The sequence below is a fragment of the Blautia stercoris genome (genome assembly GCF_054657695.1).
Map to the genome: position 1 here is coordinate 1811262 of NZ_BAAHYF010000001.1, position 16845 is coordinate 1828106.

The window sequence follows — 16845 nt, forward strand, 5'->3', positions numbered from 1 at the left end:
TTTTTTCCCTCCTTCGCAACTATCTGTACTCTTGGAATCTTTTTGTGATTGATTCCGAGAATCCATTTACCTATTCAATTTTTACATCTGAATGAATCAGACAAATTTCAAATTCTATTGAAAAATCATTTGTTCCTAACACTTCTGTTTCATTTGCCAGCACTTCTGTCTCGTTTGCCAATACCTCTGTTGCTCCTGTTTCATTCTGTGTAAGCGGCATTGTCTCCTCTGTTCCTGACTGATATGAAGAAACTCCTGAATTATCAACAACTCCAATTTTTTCTGTTACAACACCAGTATTAACAGGTCCTCTGTTCATCATCAGATTTCCTGACGGTGTGATACGGTCTGTAATCATTCCTCTTTCCCTGTTTACTGCACTGGTCTTATGACGTTTATCTCCAGATTGGGTATTTTGTTTTCTAATATCTTCAATCGCTTTTCTTGCTGTTCGTCCTGATAAATCTCCAATGACTCTTGGAATTTTCAAAACAAAAAATAAGATAACCGAAACAACTAACAATCCAATACTCAGTCCGCCAGCTATCTGGAAAATCATACGATACATTTCATACGTCATTTATTTTCCACCCCTTTCTGTGCTGAATTGATTTTGTTTACCGTTGCTTCGATGGAATCCTGCAATTCCTTTATATCATCTGCAATTACCGATTTACTTACCGTTCCTGCTTCTTTTGAAATTTCATTTAACAAGGAAGTCAAATCATTTGCCGATGTAATTTCCAAAAATGGAACAACTTGTCCGTTTATCATCTTATTAATCTCTGTCCATACCTGAAGCTTTGCATCGACATCATCAAATACGTCTGCATTTTCTTTTAACTTCTGGATTTCTGTCCACAACAATTGATAGGACTCATACATTTTATCGGTCTGTTTTACTTTTGCACCGCTATACTGGTCTATCATTTCCAGACAATTCGATATATCACAGTAAACCTGAGAAATCGGATAAGACTTTGTCGATTCCTTAAACCATTTTGATGCACTTGCATAACGATCACGGTCTACATTAATGTCATAATAAAACAAAAATGAATTTCCTATTTCATAACAGACTTCTTCATAACCTTCCGGATTTGCAGTCTTTAATTCCTTAAGCACATCTTTTTGCTCTGAAAATCCCTGCTTATCCTTTTCTTCAAAACCAATTTGAAGTTTCAAAAGCTGTTCTGCTTCTTCTTTGGATAAGACAAAGTCATTAATCATCATAGAGTTCATCTGAAGATAAGCATCTGCCCTACCTGGGTCGGTTAAAATTGCTTTATAATAATCTTCATAACTTTCTGCAGATTTTAAAATCTGGTCGTAATTCTCACTCTTTTTATGGTTTGCCCCCAGATATCCCCATAAAGAAGTTCCTGCGCATACCACAGTCAAAATAGAACTTGTCAAAAATGCTGCCAGTTTTCGTTTTTGTTTCTTTCTATATTTTTCATCAATTTCATTGTAATGTTCTAATGCATACATTAACTCCGCACAAGACTGATAACGATCCTGCGGATTTCTCTGCGTACACTTCTTTATGATTTTTTCAAGACCCGCTGAAAGCATCGGATTGATGTCTCTGATTGGTCGGATTTCATAAGGTGGTTCACAAGGATTTTTCCCTGTAACCAGATGATAAAGTGTCGCTCCAAGACAATAAATATCTGTCCTTGCATCGGTCTGCCCCATTCCTCCAAACTGCTCTGGCGCTGCATAACCGACTGTACCAAGACAAGTAGTATCTGCAAGGTTCTTCTCTTTAAACTCTCTCGCCGTACCAAAGTCAATCAATGTTACATTTCCATCCGGCTCTAACATTACATTTGCCGGTTTCATATCTCTGTAAATAATTGGTGGATTCTGAGAATGAAGATAACCAAGCACGTCACATAACTGTTTCGCCCACTCGATTACCAAATCCTGTGGCTGTGCTCCAAATTCTTCTAATGCACGGCTCAATGGATTTCCCTCTATGTAATCCATTACGATAAGAAACGTATCTTCATCTTCAATTACATCAATGATTCTTGGAAGACTCGGATGGCGAAGTTTTTTCAACATATCAGTCTCTACAATCAGACCCTGCTTGACCACTTCAAAATTTTGTACTCCGTCTTTTCTTACCTCTTTAATTGCCCATTGCTTATTGGCCTTTTCATTCATTGCCAGATAAACAACGCTCATTCCGCCTCTGCCTATTTCATTTAATATCTTATATTTTCCATCAACCAGACTTCCAATCTGCAACATAACAGTTCCCCCTAAAACGTCCGGATTAAACCGGCTGTAATATTATCCCGTTCTCCGCGGCGTTTATTTTCTTCTATTGCTTCTGTTATTTTTTGAAACATGATATTTGAATCTGTCATAACCTGCGGTGAAAATGCACCAAAGATTTCTTCACTGCTTAGTTCATGTCGAAAACCGTCGGAACACAACAGATAAATGGAATCTTTTTTTGTCTCTCCAAATACCAGCTCTGGATAGACTGCATCTGAAGCCCCAACACACTGCAGTAAAACATTTCTTCTGGTGTCTACTTTGGCTTCTTCCCGCGTCATATTTCCTCTTGCCACTTCACGCTCCACAACTGTCTGGTCCGTTGTCAGCTGATTTATAGATTCTTTGATTTCATAAATTCTGGAATCGCCAACATTCAAAATATAATATCTGCGTTCTGTAATTAAGATAGCAGCAACGGTTGTTCCCATCTTCACTCCCTGTCTGCCACCATAAGCCTTAATACTCTGATTCATGTTTTCAATGATTTTTTCCCATTGTTCACGAATCACATTGTCCTGAATCTCCTGCCTGCAAAGAGCCGGAAGTTTCTCTTTTACCCAGCGGTCAAATGCGTGAATTAACGCTGCGCTTGCCACTTCTCCATTTGCCAGACCACCCATTCCATCACAAAGAATCGCAAATACCATTTTCCCCTGTACCGTGTTTAATACTTTAATATCAAGACTATCCTGATTTGTTGTTTTCACCGTACCTACGTCTGTATTTGCAGAAACTAAAAAATTCAAGGTAACACCCTCTTCCCTTTATCTGTTTCTGGACAGGTGACTATTATACTTTTTATAACCACACTGCCCTCGCAATCTTCTATTTCTTAAAGCATCCGAAATTCAAATTCTTCATTGGCAAGTCTTAAATTCATTCCATGCGCAAGTTCCATTTCCACATTGCTCTGAATCATGACTCCATTAATATAGGTATGATTCGTTGAATTAGTATCAACGATAAAATACTTTCCCTCTCGATTGATAATATTGGCATGACTTCGACTGATTGCTGAATTATCTCCAATAAAATAATCTACATAACTCTTTTCTTTTCCAATCCGAAATGCCGGTTTGTTAATTGGAATTCTCTCATTATTTCTTCTACGAATTAAATACGGCTGCTGCATCTGCTGAACTTCATTTTGATTTAATACGGTTGTCTCACCCGCTCCATTTTGATTCAATACTGTCGTATCTCCATACTTTCCAACCTGTGGCGGTAACAGTTGAGCCTCTTCCGTTTGTTGAACCTGCTGCATTTGCATTTGTTGCATCTGCTGTGTCTGCTGCATTTGCATCTGTTGCATTTGCTGCATCTGCTGTAATCTCTGTGCTTCAAGCTGTTGGCGCCTCTGTATTTCCTGTGCCTGTTGCATCTGCAATTGCTGTAATCGCTGAGCTTCCTGTGCCTGCTGCTGGCGTCTCTGCGCCTCCTGCATCTGCTGTTGACGTCTTTGTTCCTCCTGCATTTGTTGCATTGCCTGAGCCTGCTGCATTTGCTGCTGATTATTATTATGTATCTGCTGACTATTTCCCTGATTTACAGGTGCGCCTGGAACTACAAAAGATTCCTCTTCCTTTTCACCTTTGCCCTTTTTCTTAGACGCCTGTTTCTCCGCTTTCTTTGCTGCTTTCTGTTCCTTATAAATTGCTGCATTTTTTTTGCTGTAATGCTGAAGCAGATACCAGGTACTCATTGGTTTCTCATTTGATTTATTCTCTGTTGGTTCTTCCTTAACCGGTGCTGGTCCTTTTCTTGGAATCACCACATTTTCTTTACCTGGAATGTCCATTGTTGATGGCATTGCTCCCTTACCTGAAATATTCAGATTAGAAGGCGGCACTACCTTTCCAGGAATATTCATCCCAGACGGTTGATTTCCATTCGGCAGATTCTTTGGTGGCTGAACATTTTCCTGAACAGCTACGTGAATCGGCTCTTTTCCAAGTGACACTGGCTTCACAGGATTGATTCCGCCACCTGAAAAATTCATCCCACCAGATGGAACTGGATTTGGAACCGGAGTCGGTTGAGGTGTCGGCATCACCGGTGACACATTAACTGGAGGTACATTAACTGATGATACTGGAGGAACTTGTGGCTGTACTGGCGGTGTATTCACCCCAACAAAACCATCCAGTTTTTCAAGTTCCTTTTTAAATGCATCAATTGAAAACACCGGATTGCTGTTAAAAAAGCTTAAAAATTCCGCTACATAGCTAGTGTTTTCTGTCGGGTCAAACTGCGTGGTAAATACTGTTTCCTTAAAAAATTTACCAATGTCAGACCCCTCTTCATTCTCTCTTACAACTGGAATACAGATTAGTCCAATCTCATAAGTTGCAACATTGATAAAAATGTGTTCTTTGTCCAACAGAATGGATTTTGAATCCAGCATATAATCCTCAATCTCAGACATTGCATCTATGATTGCAGAAAATACACTCAATAATCTTTTTTTATTTACTGCCCCCGCAAAGAACTGTTTTAAAGAAACCTTTGCGGTTACGTTATACTTAATCTGCCGTATATCATCCATCTGGTGATATACGGTATCTGCAATGCCCTTGATATGATTGTTTGTAATCATACCAAGGCTCATCGTGTCAATCTCTTCCTCTTCTTCGAGCGTGTATACAAGATATGTATTCGTTCCTTGATTTTCAAACTCAAACTTGCCCATTTTTGTCTCCCTATGCGTAATTATTTCTCAGCAGTTTTAAAAGTTTCCACTGACTTTCTATCTGTACAAAACAATTTCCCTGCTCGTTAAAATCACGAACGTCTGAAAATTCTGCTTCAATTACCAATTTTCCAGATTTATCAATAAAACCCCATTTTCCATCTTTTTTTACTGCTGCATACCCATTTGAAAAAGAATGTGCCTCTGCATATTGAGGCTCAATTATGACTTTTCCATCCTTATCGATAAAGCCCCATTTTCCATCCTTTTTCACTGCTGCATATCCGTCTGCTTCAAGGAATAAGCGGGCATCCTCGTAATCCTGCTTTCCAACTTTCTTTCCAGCATTATTTACCATAAAATATTTATCATCTTTTTGTACAAATGCTCTCTCGTTTCGATAAGCAATTCCTTTATCATCTATTACAACAAATTCAAATGTATCTTTCGTTAGCGCTTTTCCCTTTGAATCTACCAGTTTCCAAGAATCCTTTTCTTTTACTGCTCCTACTTCACCATTAATTGCTGACGCATAACTATAATCACCAGAAATTTTCTTAAAGTCCTCATCATAATATGCATAAACTTCATTATCTGCTGCCGGTAATATTCCATTGATAGACACCCCAAGCGCCGTACATTTCTTTAAATTCTGCAGTGCTATTTTTTTATTTCCGGTTTCCGAAATATAATAAAATTCTCCCTTTTCATTTTTTATCGGTGCAACACCCTCTGTTGAAAACGGACCAGCCCAAGAAAACTGTGCAGAGATTTCGGTCTCTCCTCTTAAATTTGCATAGCCCCATAAATCTTCAGATTTTACTGCACACAATCCGCCACTATATACAGAAACATCTGTATACTCGTCATAACCAAAGGTATACATATATTCAATTTTGCTCATTAATGACTTAAATTTCTTATTTTCGACTTTACGAGCTTCTGCCTGTTTTCTTAAGGAAAAACATTCCTTATATTGTTCTGAATCAATATACTGTTTCAATAAAAACTCATAAACTTTCGGTTCATCTGGATATTTATCAATCAGCTTTTCTCCCCATTCAACTGCTTCACTATCCCAGCCATTATCCGCATAAACGTTTCCAACCTCTATGCATAACTCAGGCGTATCTTTTAATTCTAATGCCTTGCCATAATAGTCTACTGCCTCTTCTATGACTTCAAGCTTTACATCTTTCCGTGCTTTCTTTAAATACTTTTCATACTCTGCATCTGTATTTGCAGCTTCTGAAATTGTTGAGTATACCCCGATTCCCATAAGTGCAACTAAAGCAATCGGAACCAGATTCTTATATTTTTTCACAGTTTGCTCCTCCTAGATACCTGATAATATCACGATAATCCATACTCCCCCTGCAATTGAAGGTGCAAAAGGTAAGACATCCTTTTTTCCTTTCCTCTTTGTAATTAAACAAAAACAAGCCTGGACGAAAATGATTACCATTGAATACATCATAGCTCTCATTCCGCCCAATGCTCCCAGAAATAATGGCAGAATAGAAAATAATTTCACATCTCCCATCCCAAGTCCTTTTCTTGATACAATTCTAACCAACAAACAAAATGCTAATAAAATTCCGCATCCTATCAACTCTGATAGAAACTGTGCCACTGCATCCATTGGACTTATACATAATTCAGGAATCAATATGATTCCTCTCATTACTAATGCCAGTATCAAATAGACATTTGGAATCAAATGCTCTTTCAAGTCAATGTAAGCAACCGGCCATAATATTGCCAAAATACAAATACGCTTCCACATTGCCAAAACCGGCAACTGCGCAGGCATTAATATTAAATATAAGCCGGCAGCCAGTAGCACCACCGGCATAAGTTTAAAATACCATTCTGCTTTTTTCGATTCTATTTTCGGAACAGTTTTCCATTTTTTCAAAGTATAATAAATTACCACACTTACTAATATCACTATCAAAAGTGTGCTGTAACGCACAATTTCTTTCAACTTTTCTTCTCTCCTATTCCGAAATCATTCTTATTTTCTTTTTGGAGCATTCCATATCTTTGTCTTTGCACATTGTTCAAATTGAAATTCCCAATTTACTCCAAAAAACTTAAGCAGATGGACCTTATAAGACACAACAATCTTAATGTCGTCTTTTCCCTGTGGGCAAAATTCTGATTTTTTAAAATCCAGTCCTCTTACTCCTGCACTAATTCCAAGCGCCTTTAAATACGAATCTGCATCCTGCCCCGACACTGCCATTCTATCTTTTGCAATCTCTCTGCATACAAGATTAAGAGCTTCGCTCTTTCCTGCATTCCACGCTTGTTCAATAAACAAATTCTTCAAGCTTTGCCAGAATTCTTTATCTCCTATATTATCCCGAATTGTTCCAATCTTTTCATAAGTGGTGGTTGTATCTGAAAATATCTGGTCTAAATCGCCTCGTGCTTTATCACCACCAGACGATACGCCCTGCTCCCAACTGTTTAAACCAGTCATTGAATAAAGATAAGAATAACTGGAAATGTCTTTTGCTATTCCATTTACCATTGTGCCAATTTTTGCCTGTGCCAGACAGATATTTGTAATAGCCAGAATGAGAGTAATCAAAAACATGAATGTAGTGAGTGAAATTGTTGCATCTATTACAATTGCGCCCTCTTCGTTTTTCTGTTTCATGTTCATCCTCCAGATTTTCTTCTGTTATTCTGCTACGACCTCAACATTGTATTCATTTTCTGCAATTGCTTCTTTTACAACTGTTTCTGTCGTTGAACCTGCTGGAACATGAATCGTCAATGGGTCTGCACATAAAGTAAAGTTATCCGATTCGACACTTTCAACCGTACTTGGCAGATAAATATCTGCTAATTTCTCACAATATGCAATTGATACACTGGAAAGAGTTTTCAATCCTTCTGGAAATTTCAAAGTTTTTAACTCATTGCATCCATAGATTGCCTTGACACCAACTGATTCTACTGCTCCATTAATCTCAAGCTCTTTTAAAGAAGTTGCAAAACGAAATGCATCTGGCAATATTGTGGTTATTGATTCAGGAAGAATCACTTTCTCTACGTCCTCATTTCCTTCAAAAAGGCTGTCTCCAATTTCGCTTACCTTTTTTCCATCAATCTCTTCTGGAATCTTTATTGTCTTATGCGATTCATCTGCTTCAAAAAACCAAATAGACAACGTTCCATCACTTAATTCTTCATAATTAAATTCAATTCCAGATGAAGTATCTGCTTCTTCTGCTTCTTCTGTCTCATCTGAGTCATCCACAGAATCTTCTGCTTTACCCTCACTGCTTACTTCATTAGAAGAATTATCTGCGTTCTTCTCACTTCCGCCACACGCAGAAAGAGAAATCATAGATGCTGCTAAAATCACCATTAAAAATTTTTTCTTCATAGTCTCTCCTTTTTAATAACCTCTGTATGCCTTATATGTGATTCGTCCAATTATTCCATCTGTCAGTTTTCCTTCTGTATATCCAGAAGTAATCGGTAAATCCAACATAAGCGGAGCAATCTTTAAGCTTGCTTCCGCTGAATAATACACATTTGCTTTCTTCATAAGAAATCCGGTATCTGGCGTAATATTCTTCGACATATTTGCCTGTATGACATCGGCAGTTCTTGCATATAGCATGTACTCATCCTGTGTTGTTATTTTGATAAAGAAAATCAATTTTAAGTAATCGCTATAGGAAAATGCTGCCAGAGAAAGCGGATGGGTATCGGCTGCTCTTGTATATCCTGTATATACCACTTCTACTTCATCTTTTGCTTTCATCAATTTAACCGGTATTCCATGCTTCAAATATCGGATATCCCTTGCTGATTCTGCCGCTGTCAAACCTAAAATAACAACCAGTTTAAATAACGGTGCAGGGACAATTCCGTAGGAAGCTGTAGCTACTGCATCTGCTATTCCGCTCAAACCAGCATCTTTCCAATTGTACTGAAACTCCGGTGCTAAGTTCAATGCATAGCGAATTCCAAAAATTGTTCCATAAGCGGATACTTTATTATCAAGATTACTTCCACCATACAAAATGTATTCAACTTCATTTCCATAAGAGTAATTATTCGTTGAATTTATCATCTTATTTGTCAGCGTTTTATTGACTGTTACTTTTACATCCTCGCTTTTCCACTGGGAATCTACACCGGAATACTTTCCTGAATAGTTTTGCAGATTTACATCTCCGCCACACAACTTATACTTTGCCTCATTTTCAAACGTATCATAACTGAACATATTCATTACATAATCCATGAAATATAAATCATCACGCAAATCAACCGCAGCCCTGTTTAACGTGCCACTGAAATCTTTAAATAACGTCGACATCTTTGCTGAAATCTGTGAAACATTTGTACTTACAATACCCTCTTCTTTATCCGAAGCATACTGGGCAGCCGGTCGGTCAGACAAATCTTTGATTTCTTCCTGTGAATTTGAATTTGGTGTTGTTACATCTGCAATCTCACCATCATACTTATGCGCTGCTTCGTCTTTTTTATTTTTCTGTTCTTCAATCTTAGTTTCGTCATAATCTTTAAATTTCTGTTTTAACCAGTTATAAAAATCAGGTGTATTTACTTTTTCTATCGCCGGATTATTTTTATCCGTGATACTTGTTTTTGTAAGAGTGTCTGATTTCTGAAATTTAAAACTACTTTCTGCATAGCTCTCCAGCTCTGTTTTATTTTTTGTTATTTTACTTGGATTCACGGCAGAACTGCTTTTCATTTTTTCATAACTATCAATATTCAAAAGTGATACACCATTGTATTTATATTCGCCGATTCCTTTTTTTATTGACCCAAGCAGGCTGTTTATATTATTTAAACGATCATGTAACTCTTGAACTTTTTCTGGTTTTGCATTTTGAAGTACATCATCTCGCTCGTCAGAATCCATGCTTTCAATTTCTGCAATCTGCGCCCTGTCTTGTTCCGCAAGCTGGGTATCATAGCTGTTTGCTGCATTTTTCCAAATCTCATAACTTTGCTGGAATTGCTCAGATAATGTTTTTACAGCTTCCAGCTCAGTTACTGCACCACTTAATGCATTCATAGCTCTTTCACAATCGGAATTATACTTCTTAAACGTTGTATTCAATTCTCTGATTTTATTATCTGTCTCTAAAATACTGATATTATCCTTATTTGCAGAAGATATTTCTTCCAGAATTTCAGTAATATAATTGTATTGAGAATTTGGATTTGTTATATACTCCCTTTTTAATTCATCGTATTGTGCTTTCAAACTTTCATATAATTCTGAACGAGTTCCACTTCCCACCAATTCTATATTTCGATAACTCTTTAAATTATAAGTTTCTGCCTTTTCTTCATCTGTCAGCTGGTCCATTACCACTTTCAGTTTTGCCATATTTTGACACATACTCTGCGCTTTTTGCACATAAGTTGAATAGATATTATTTTGTTTAAGAATAGAATCACAACTGACCCAATACTGAATATTATAAAATTCATTTTTGTTATAACCCAAATCAGGTACTGCCTCAAACCGATTTGCAACATCAACAAAATCTTCCATCGTATCTGCTGCATTGTTTATATATCCATTCACTTGTGCTTTATTAACTTCTTCTGGCTTTGGTGTCCAATTTTCATATAAATCTACTTTTTTATATTCTGAAATTCCCTGTGTATTATATAAATCTTTCACCATTTTCTTATGAAGTTCACGATATTCACTTTCTGCATTCATCAGTGCATTTTTTATCTCTTCTACACTAGTATCCGTTAGTCCTACTGCAACATAAGCCTGAATTGCATCATTAGCAGCTTTTGCCTTTTTCAAAAGTTCACTTTCAGAGTCATAAAACTTTTCTTTCTTATCTACCAAATCTGCATTTTTTCTCGCATTCTCCAAATCTCTGGATGCATTTTTAAACTTATCAATCAACTCAGAGACTCCATCAATTGGAGCACGATATTTCATAAATTCTACAATTTCTTTTTTTACTACTGCCGGATTTTCCAGTGTTCCATTCTCTACTGTCTTAATCGTGAACTTAGTCTGGTCTTGTTCCTCAATTTGAAGTAAATCAGAAATATCTTGTGTTTCACCTGTTAAGATATTGGAAACTCTATCCGCCCATTCTCTTCCAGTATCTGCATCCACTCCCTGAGAAGTAATACAGGCTTGAAAGTATTCATCTGCATGTGTTAAAAACTCATCTACACTCTGACTTGAAGCCATAAGTCCATAATAATCATTTAATACCGAATCATATTGTGTTAATGCTGTATTCAAGGTAAGGTCACCTGCAGAACTAACTACAGATGAAGCCAGTTTTGCACGACAGGCATCCACAAAAAGACAGCTAATCACTATCATCGGAACCAGAATAATTGTCAAAAATACCGTGACAGCTCCATCTTTTTTTCTAAATATCTGCAACAATTTCTTTCCCTCTTATCTTCCAAGAAATTTCTCAACATTTGCCTTAAGTTTCTGCAACTTTTCCGTCAATCCAGTTGAATCTGCATAATCAACCGCCATATCCACATTTTGAATAAATTCTGGTGTATCCGTGACAGGCACTACACAGTGCGATTGGAGACTCAGTACTGTAGGTCTTGATGCCCCTAAAAAGCGAATCGGAAACTGAATCTTATATTGTACATCCGCAGTTACTGTCGAATAAAATATGTGATTCTTGTAGCTAAGACTGACCGAATGATTTTTAATTCCCATACCTGCAAAAAAACCTGTGCCAAGATGATTCAGCTTTGTCCTCATATCATTTTCAATCGAGGATACTTCAGAAGTATCCCCGAATAAACTGTGATACGGTTTGACATCACGAATCGTCCGTGGCACAGATCCTGTTTCCTCGACCTCAGACAACATCGGGTCTGCAACACGAGCAGCAGCCTCAATTGCACCAAGACTTGCAATGGAATCTACCTGAGAACGCATATAAAACATATTTCCCATGTATATCAGAAACAAAAGGACAAAAAACATAATTGGAAACACAATTGTCGCTTCAACAACCAATGCTCCTCTTTCCTCTTTTCCCATTTTGATCTCCATTTTTATAAGTTTTTAATTTCTTAAATTAATTATTACTATAACGGAGCGTTAACTGCACCATCAGCATTTCCCCCAATTTTATTGAATAACGTATCAATTAAATTTTTAATTTTACTCTTAAATAACACTGCTGCCAATACTGCAACTCCAATTAGCACAACCATACTTACAATATTTACATCACCCTGTTCATCATAAAAGAAATTTGTTACCATTTGTTTTGTTTTTAAATACATCATATCCAGTTTTCTCATTTTCTTTCTCTCCTTTTTTCTATTATCCAAATGGCTTATGCCATCAGACTCCCAAATTTGAAAAAATAGGTACAACTACCATAATAATAATTCCAATAAACATCATAAAAATTGGAATCATCAGTTTACTTGCTGCCTTTTCTCCCTGCCTTCTTACATTTTGCTTTCTCAGATTCCAGATTTCTGCGCTCTGGTTTTGAAGCATGGAAGACAGTTCGCTGTTTCCTTTTTGAATTCCCTGTATCAGAGTTGCTGAGAATTTTTTTATCTCTGGCATCATGCAGCGGATTCCGAATCTTCTGATTGCTTCCGCTTCAGAAATTCCATTTTCCATTTCCATTACTGCAATCCGCATTTCCTGATAAAAAACGCCTTCTCCTACTTTAGAGGTCAGCTCCCAGGCTTCTCTTAAAATCATTCCGGCATTTGTAAGCAATGCCAGCTTCGATACCACTTCGGAAAAATCTCCGATTAACTGTGATGAACGGGACTCTATTTTCTTTGGTGCAAGTGTCATAACGTAATAAACAGAAACACCACTGAACATAAACATAATCATTAGTACTGCCACATCACCTGAAAATGCGTAAATTACAAATGCCAGTACAAATAACAACATTCCATAAGTAACTGCTCTTGCATAAGTAAGTCGAAGATAATATTCTACATATTTCTTCTCGTATAATACTTCCATATCCTGACGTAGTTTTCTGTCTCGTCTGGATTTATATTGATACTTTGATTTTTCCATTATGAAATATCCCATGGAATATAATTCTTTTAATGGAAATTCTTTTTCATCAAGCGTATCAAACATACCATCATAACTTCTGGATGCCATAAAAATAATCAGCCATATAACAAGGAATACACAGCCAATTCCCAGAATAACCAGGTCCTGCATAGATAAAAACATTTTTCATTTCCTCTCATATCTTGATATCCAAAACCATTTTTCCTACATAGTAGGCAATAATAAACATGATAATTGCAACTGTTGTTGCTATTATTCCAGACGGTGTTGCAAAATTCGCTGCAAATTCAGGACTCATGGATTTGATAACTCCAATCAATGCAATCGGCATAACAATCATCATATTTTGTTCTGTCTTATTAGAAGTTACGACTGTCTCAATCTCTTCCCGAATTTCCATCTTATCATTTAATATCGTATATGTATTTTGGATAACGTCTTTAATGTTTCCACCTTTTCGATAGGAAACCTGAAAAACTTCTGCAAAACTTTTAATGTCATCAATGTCACTTCGCTCACCGAAATCATAAAGCATATCTTCAATCGGTATATTATTCTGGACACCGGCAATCATTACTTTTAACTCTTTTAATATGTATGCATCTTCTTCATACTGCATCTGCAAATCTTCTCTTACTGCATATAAAGAATCCATCATATTATTTCCAGCTCCAAGCGATGTTGTAAGTCCATCCAGCATGTCACGAAACTGACTTGTAAGCATCTTTTTGCGTTTTGCAATAATCTGATTCACTCTTGCCGGAAGATAAATTTTTACTGCAACTAACCCAACAATTGTTGAAATCACAATGTCTAAGATGTAAGTTATCATTGTCGGCTGTGAATATTCATCTTTCGCAAGTCCCCCATAAAACAAATATCCAACCAATGCCCCTACTATGAAAGCTAAAAGAAAATATCCTAATTTTTCTTTCGCTGACATATAATATACTTTATAATTTATGGTCTGGACATTTGTTGCAGAGGTGTAAAATTGTGGTTCGGGTTCTTTCTTTCCCTTTTTTTCAAAAATCTTCATCTCACACTCCTTTTATATTTCCACAGGAAGTCCTGCCATTCTTAACTTGTGGTCATTTATCAATTTATTTTCAGTTCTTTTCAGATGACCTGATACTTTTTCCAATCTTGAATTTTTATCTTCTTCAAAAACATACAACGGATTTAATAAAATCCTGCCATCTTCAACTCCTAGAACCTCCGTAATCTCCATCGTCTTACGTGACTTATCCCTCAGCCTCGACAAATGAATAATAATATCCACCGCTGACGCTATCTGCTGTCTGATTGCCGCCAGTGGAAGCCCTGCTGCCCCCTGCAGTACCATTGTCTCAAGTCGGCTCAGCATATCTTCGGTTGAGTTTGCATGTCCGGTTGAGAGTGAACCATCATGTCCGGTATTCATTGCCTGAAGCATATCAAGTGCTTCTCCGCCTCGAACCTCACCTACAATGATTCGTTCTGGTCTCATACGAAGAGAGGATTTAATCAAATCACGAATTGTAATCTGACCCGCTCCTGCTGCATTTGCATTTCTTGTTTCAAGACTTACAAGGTTATCAATCCCTGTTATCTGAAGTTCCGCTGAATCCTCGATAGTAATAACTCGTTCATCTTTCGGAATATAATTGGAAAGGGCATTCAGGAACGTTGTTTTTCCTGAACCTGTTCCTCCCGAAATAAAGATGTTATATTTTGCCTTTACCAGAAGCTCCAGTTTTTCTGCAATCTCTTTTGTCAGAGAACCGTATTGAATCAGTTTCTCAATCGTCATTGGCGTCTTGGAAAACTTTCGGATAGTAAGTGTTGGTCCACATAAAGCAATGGGTGGAAGTACCACATTTACACGAGAGCCATCCGGCAGTCTGGTATCACAAATCGGATTTGCCTGATTGACTTCACGTCCTGCCATTCCAACAATTCGTTGAATGACATCTTCAAGCCGTCTCTGACTTTCAAACTTCTTATTCATCCGAAACAGCCGACCATTTTGTTCAATAAAAATATGATCCGGTCCATTTATCATAACCTCAGTAATGGTATCGTCTGCCATAATACTGTCCAACAGACCAAAGCCTCTGATAGAGCTATAAATCTGTTGTACAATCGAAACTTTCTGTTTAATCGGGCAATATTGATTTCCAATATTTTGAGTGACCAGATTTTCTATACTTGCTTCGAGTTCTTCATCACTCATCCTGCTGAGTGGAAAATTGTCTGTTACATATTGTTTTAATTGTATAACAAGCTGTTCTTCTTGCTCCAACTGCATCTTCATCCCCCTGTCTGTCATTTCTAATTTCTGTTAAACAAATAAAAGTAATTAAAAAAGTACATCAAAGAATTCCATCGATGACAGCTGTTGAATAATCTGTTGTTCGGAAGCATCCATATATAATGGTGCACCACCGACTGTTGCAAGTGGTAGTTCATTTAATGTTTTTGCACCCTTGGAACGGAATTTGTTATAAATCACTCCAAACCGATTCAAGAGTGCTGTATTACTGCTTCGCTCTAATGTCTCTAATGCCTCTACTGCACGAAACAGTTTCGTATTTGCAAAATCAGAACCATCACTTACCATTACGATTGTACGAATTGCATTTTGAATTTTCATAAATTCTTTTCCAATATCAAAGTCCATATCTAAAATAATGTACTTATAATAACCAGACATTTTCAAAGCGGAAAGTAAAGTGAGAATATCGTCGGCATTTAATTCAATCATGTCCAACGCAATCTGTGAACCGGAAAAGAAATTGACTCCACTTGCGTCTCGTTTCAGACAGCTTTCCAATTTCATCTGGAGATTGGTTCTCTTTCCCTTCAAAGAGAAAATAACATCACTTAAGGTTGCCTGACCTTCTCCTGAAAAAAATGCATCTGCAGTTCCAAATTTCTCGAGATTTAAATAAAAGACATTCACTCCATGTCCTGCAAACCGTCTTGCACATGCGGCTGCAATGCTTGAAGTTCCAACCCCACCTGCAGGAGACATAAATGCAATTACACTGCAATCTTCATCTACCTGTGAAGAAAGTTTTGATATGCTTTCTGCTTTTTCAGAATAGACTCCCAATATCTGTTTATAAATCAAATCTGCTTTCTGGAACTTGCAGATCGCTACACAATCTCTTACACTTTCTATCCCTGCCGAGTCTACCAGATAAGCAAATCCGCATCTTCTCGGAAGAGATTCTTCATCAATTTCAAACGAGTCATCCGCTAATAAGACATCAATTCTTTTTGTGTCCAATGCCTCCATCGCGCCCTCATATGTAGTAAAAGAATATACCTCTAACTTATCCGCATATCGAACATTAAACACATTTGTAATCCTGCTAAGATAGCCCGCATCCTGTTCTAAAATAGCAATTTTTATTTTCATAACCTTTTTCTCTTCTTTGTTTTTCTAATCCCTTAACTATTTTTCTCTTTCGACTTAAGTTTTCTTATTTCATTAATGTTTTTTATAATTTTACACTTCAATGACATATTTTTACAATATGTGTCAAAATCTGTGGTCAGTCTTTTTTCCATATAGACTCATTTTCTGTTCATAATTTAATTTTTATCTTTTTTATGGATTGATTTTTTTGAATTTTAGATTTGCTTTTTGAATAATTGAGATTCTTAATGATGAAAAAAATTAGACTTTGAAAAGATTTTGGTTATGAGTAAGTAGCATAGCGAATTGTGAATGTCCGCTTGATTTTGAAAAGCTCGATTTTGATTTCATTTAAAAAATTGATTTGAAGCTATCATA

At 36.9% G+C, this 16845-nt stretch carries 15 protein-coding genes; all 15 read right to left on the minus strand.

Annotated elements, in window-relative coordinates:
- Positions 1 to 70: 70 nt before the first annotated feature.
- Positions 71 to 580 carry a hypothetical protein gene (locus tag ACYQ2D_RS08680; RefSeq protein ID WP_459785160.1) on the minus strand — a complete coding sequence of 170 codons (510 nt, stop codon included), beginning with the start codon at positions 578 to 580 and terminating at the stop codon, positions 71 to 73.
- Entirely contained in the window at positions 577 to 2259 is a 1683-nt protein-coding gene (locus tag ACYQ2D_RS08685) for a serine/threonine protein kinase (RefSeq protein WP_459785161.1), read from the minus strand. Before ACYQ2D_RS08685 ends, ACYQ2D_RS08680 begins: the two co-directional genes overlap by 4 nt.
- 11 nt (positions 2260 to 2270) lie before the next feature.
- On the minus strand, positions 2271 to 3038 hold the full coding sequence (locus ACYQ2D_RS08690; RefSeq protein ID WP_459785162.1) for a PP2C family protein-serine/threonine phosphatase: 768 nt from the start codon (positions 3036 to 3038) through the stop codon (positions 2271 to 2273).
- Positions 3039 to 3124: 86 nt separating this feature from the next.
- Positions 3125 to 4981: a DUF6382 domain-containing protein gene (locus tag ACYQ2D_RS08695; RefSeq protein ID WP_459785163.1), complete on the minus strand. Its 1857-nt coding sequence runs from the start codon at positions 4979 to 4981 to the stop codon at positions 3125 to 3127.
- Between the two features lie 10 nt (positions 4982 to 4991).
- Positions 4992 to 6305 (minus strand): WG repeat-containing protein, encoded by a 1314-nt coding sequence (locus ACYQ2D_RS08700; RefSeq protein WP_459785164.1) that lies wholly within the window; start codon positions 6303 to 6305, stop codon positions 4992 to 4994.
- Between the two features lie 12 nt (positions 6306 to 6317).
- Positions 6318 to 6968, minus strand: coding sequence for a prepilin peptidase (locus tag ACYQ2D_RS08705; protein WP_459785165.1), 651 nt, complete (start codon positions 6966 to 6968; stop codon positions 6318 to 6320).
- A gap of 30 nt (positions 6969 to 6998) precedes the next feature.
- On the minus strand, positions 6999 to 7649 hold the full coding sequence (locus tag ACYQ2D_RS08710) for a hypothetical protein (RefSeq protein ID WP_459785166.1): 651 nt from the start codon (positions 7647 to 7649) through the stop codon (positions 6999 to 7001).
- A 24-nt stretch (positions 7650 to 7673) separates the two neighbouring features.
- Positions 7674 to 8384 (minus strand): leucine-rich repeat domain-containing protein, encoded by a 711-nt coding sequence (locus ACYQ2D_RS08715; RefSeq protein WP_459785168.1) that lies wholly within the window; start codon positions 8382 to 8384, stop codon positions 7674 to 7676.
- Between the two features lie 12 nt (positions 8385 to 8396).
- On the minus strand, positions 8397 to 11417 hold the full coding sequence (locus tag ACYQ2D_RS08720) for a DUF5702 domain-containing protein (protein ID WP_459785169.1): 3021 nt from the start codon (positions 11415 to 11417) through the stop codon (positions 8397 to 8399).
- Between the two features lie 12 nt (positions 11418 to 11429).
- Complete coding sequence (locus tag ACYQ2D_RS08725) at positions 11430 to 12041, minus strand: TadE/TadG family type IV pilus assembly protein (RefSeq protein WP_459785170.1); 612 nt, start codon at positions 12039 to 12041, stop codon at positions 11430 to 11432.
- Positions 12042 to 12088: 47 nt separating this feature from the next.
- Entirely contained in the window at positions 12089 to 12307 is a 219-nt protein-coding gene (locus ACYQ2D_RS08730) for a Flp1 family type IVb pilin (RefSeq protein ID WP_459785171.1), read from the minus strand.
- Between the two features lie 43 nt (positions 12308 to 12350).
- Positions 12351 to 13223, minus strand: coding sequence for a type II secretion system F family protein (locus ACYQ2D_RS08735; RefSeq protein WP_459785172.1), 873 nt, complete (start codon positions 13221 to 13223; stop codon positions 12351 to 12353).
- Between the two features lie 13 nt (positions 13224 to 13236).
- On the minus strand, positions 13237 to 14100 hold the full coding sequence (locus tag ACYQ2D_RS08740; RefSeq protein ID WP_459785173.1) for a type II secretion system F family protein: 864 nt from the start codon (positions 14098 to 14100) through the stop codon (positions 13237 to 13239).
- A gap of 12 nt (positions 14101 to 14112) precedes the next feature.
- The gene (locus ACYQ2D_RS08745) at positions 14113 to 15357 is read right to left on the minus strand and encodes a TadA family conjugal transfer-associated ATPase (protein WP_459785175.1); all 1245 of its coding nucleotides are present in this window, start codon (positions 15355 to 15357) and stop codon (positions 14113 to 14115) included.
- 45 nt (positions 15358 to 15402) lie between these two features.
- Complete coding sequence (locus ACYQ2D_RS08750; protein WP_459785176.1) at positions 15403 to 16467, minus strand: P-loop NTPase family protein; 1065 nt, start codon at positions 16465 to 16467, stop codon at positions 15403 to 15405.
- Between the last annotated feature and the right edge of the window lie 378 nt (positions 16468 to 16845).

Coding starts and splice junctions, on each gene's coding strand:
- ACYQ2D_RS08680 (WP_459785160.1), bottom strand. CDS start 580: ATGACGTATGAAATGTATCGTATGATTTTCCAGATAGCTGGCGGACTG.
- ACYQ2D_RS08685 (WP_459785161.1), bottom strand. CDS start 2,259: ATGTTGCAGATTGGAAGTCTGGTTGATGGAAAATATAAGATATTAAAT.
- ACYQ2D_RS08695 (WP_459785163.1), bottom strand. CDS start 4,981: ATGGGCAAGTTTGAGTTTGAAAATCAAGGAACGAATACATATCTTGTA.
- ACYQ2D_RS08710 (WP_459785166.1), bottom strand. CDS start 7,649: ATGAAACAGAAAAACGAAGAGGGCGCAATTGTAATAGATGCAACAATT.
- ACYQ2D_RS08715 (WP_459785168.1), bottom strand. CDS start 8,384: ATGAAGAAAAAATTTTTAATGGTGATTTTAGCAGCATCTATGATTTCT.
- ACYQ2D_RS08725 (WP_459785170.1), bottom strand. CDS start 12,041: ATGGGAAAAGAGGAAAGAGGAGCATTGGTTGTTGAAGCGACAATTGTG.
- ACYQ2D_RS08730 (WP_459785171.1), bottom strand. CDS start 12,307: ATGAGAAAACTGGATATGATGTATTTAAAAACAAAACAAATGGTAACA.
- ACYQ2D_RS08735 (WP_459785172.1), bottom strand. CDS start 13,223: ATGTTTTTATCTATGCAGGACCTGGTTATTCTGGGAATTGGCTGTGTA.
- ACYQ2D_RS08740 (WP_459785173.1), bottom strand. CDS start 14,100: ATGAAGATTTTTGAAAAAAAGGGAAAGAAAGAACCCGAACCACAATTT.
- ACYQ2D_RS08745 (WP_459785175.1), bottom strand. CDS start 15,357: ATGAAGATGCAGTTGGAGCAAGAAGAACAGCTTGTTATACAATTAAAA.
- ACYQ2D_RS08750 (WP_459785176.1), bottom strand. CDS start 16,467: ATGAAAATAAAAATTGCTATTTTAGAACAGGATGCGGGCTATCTTAGC.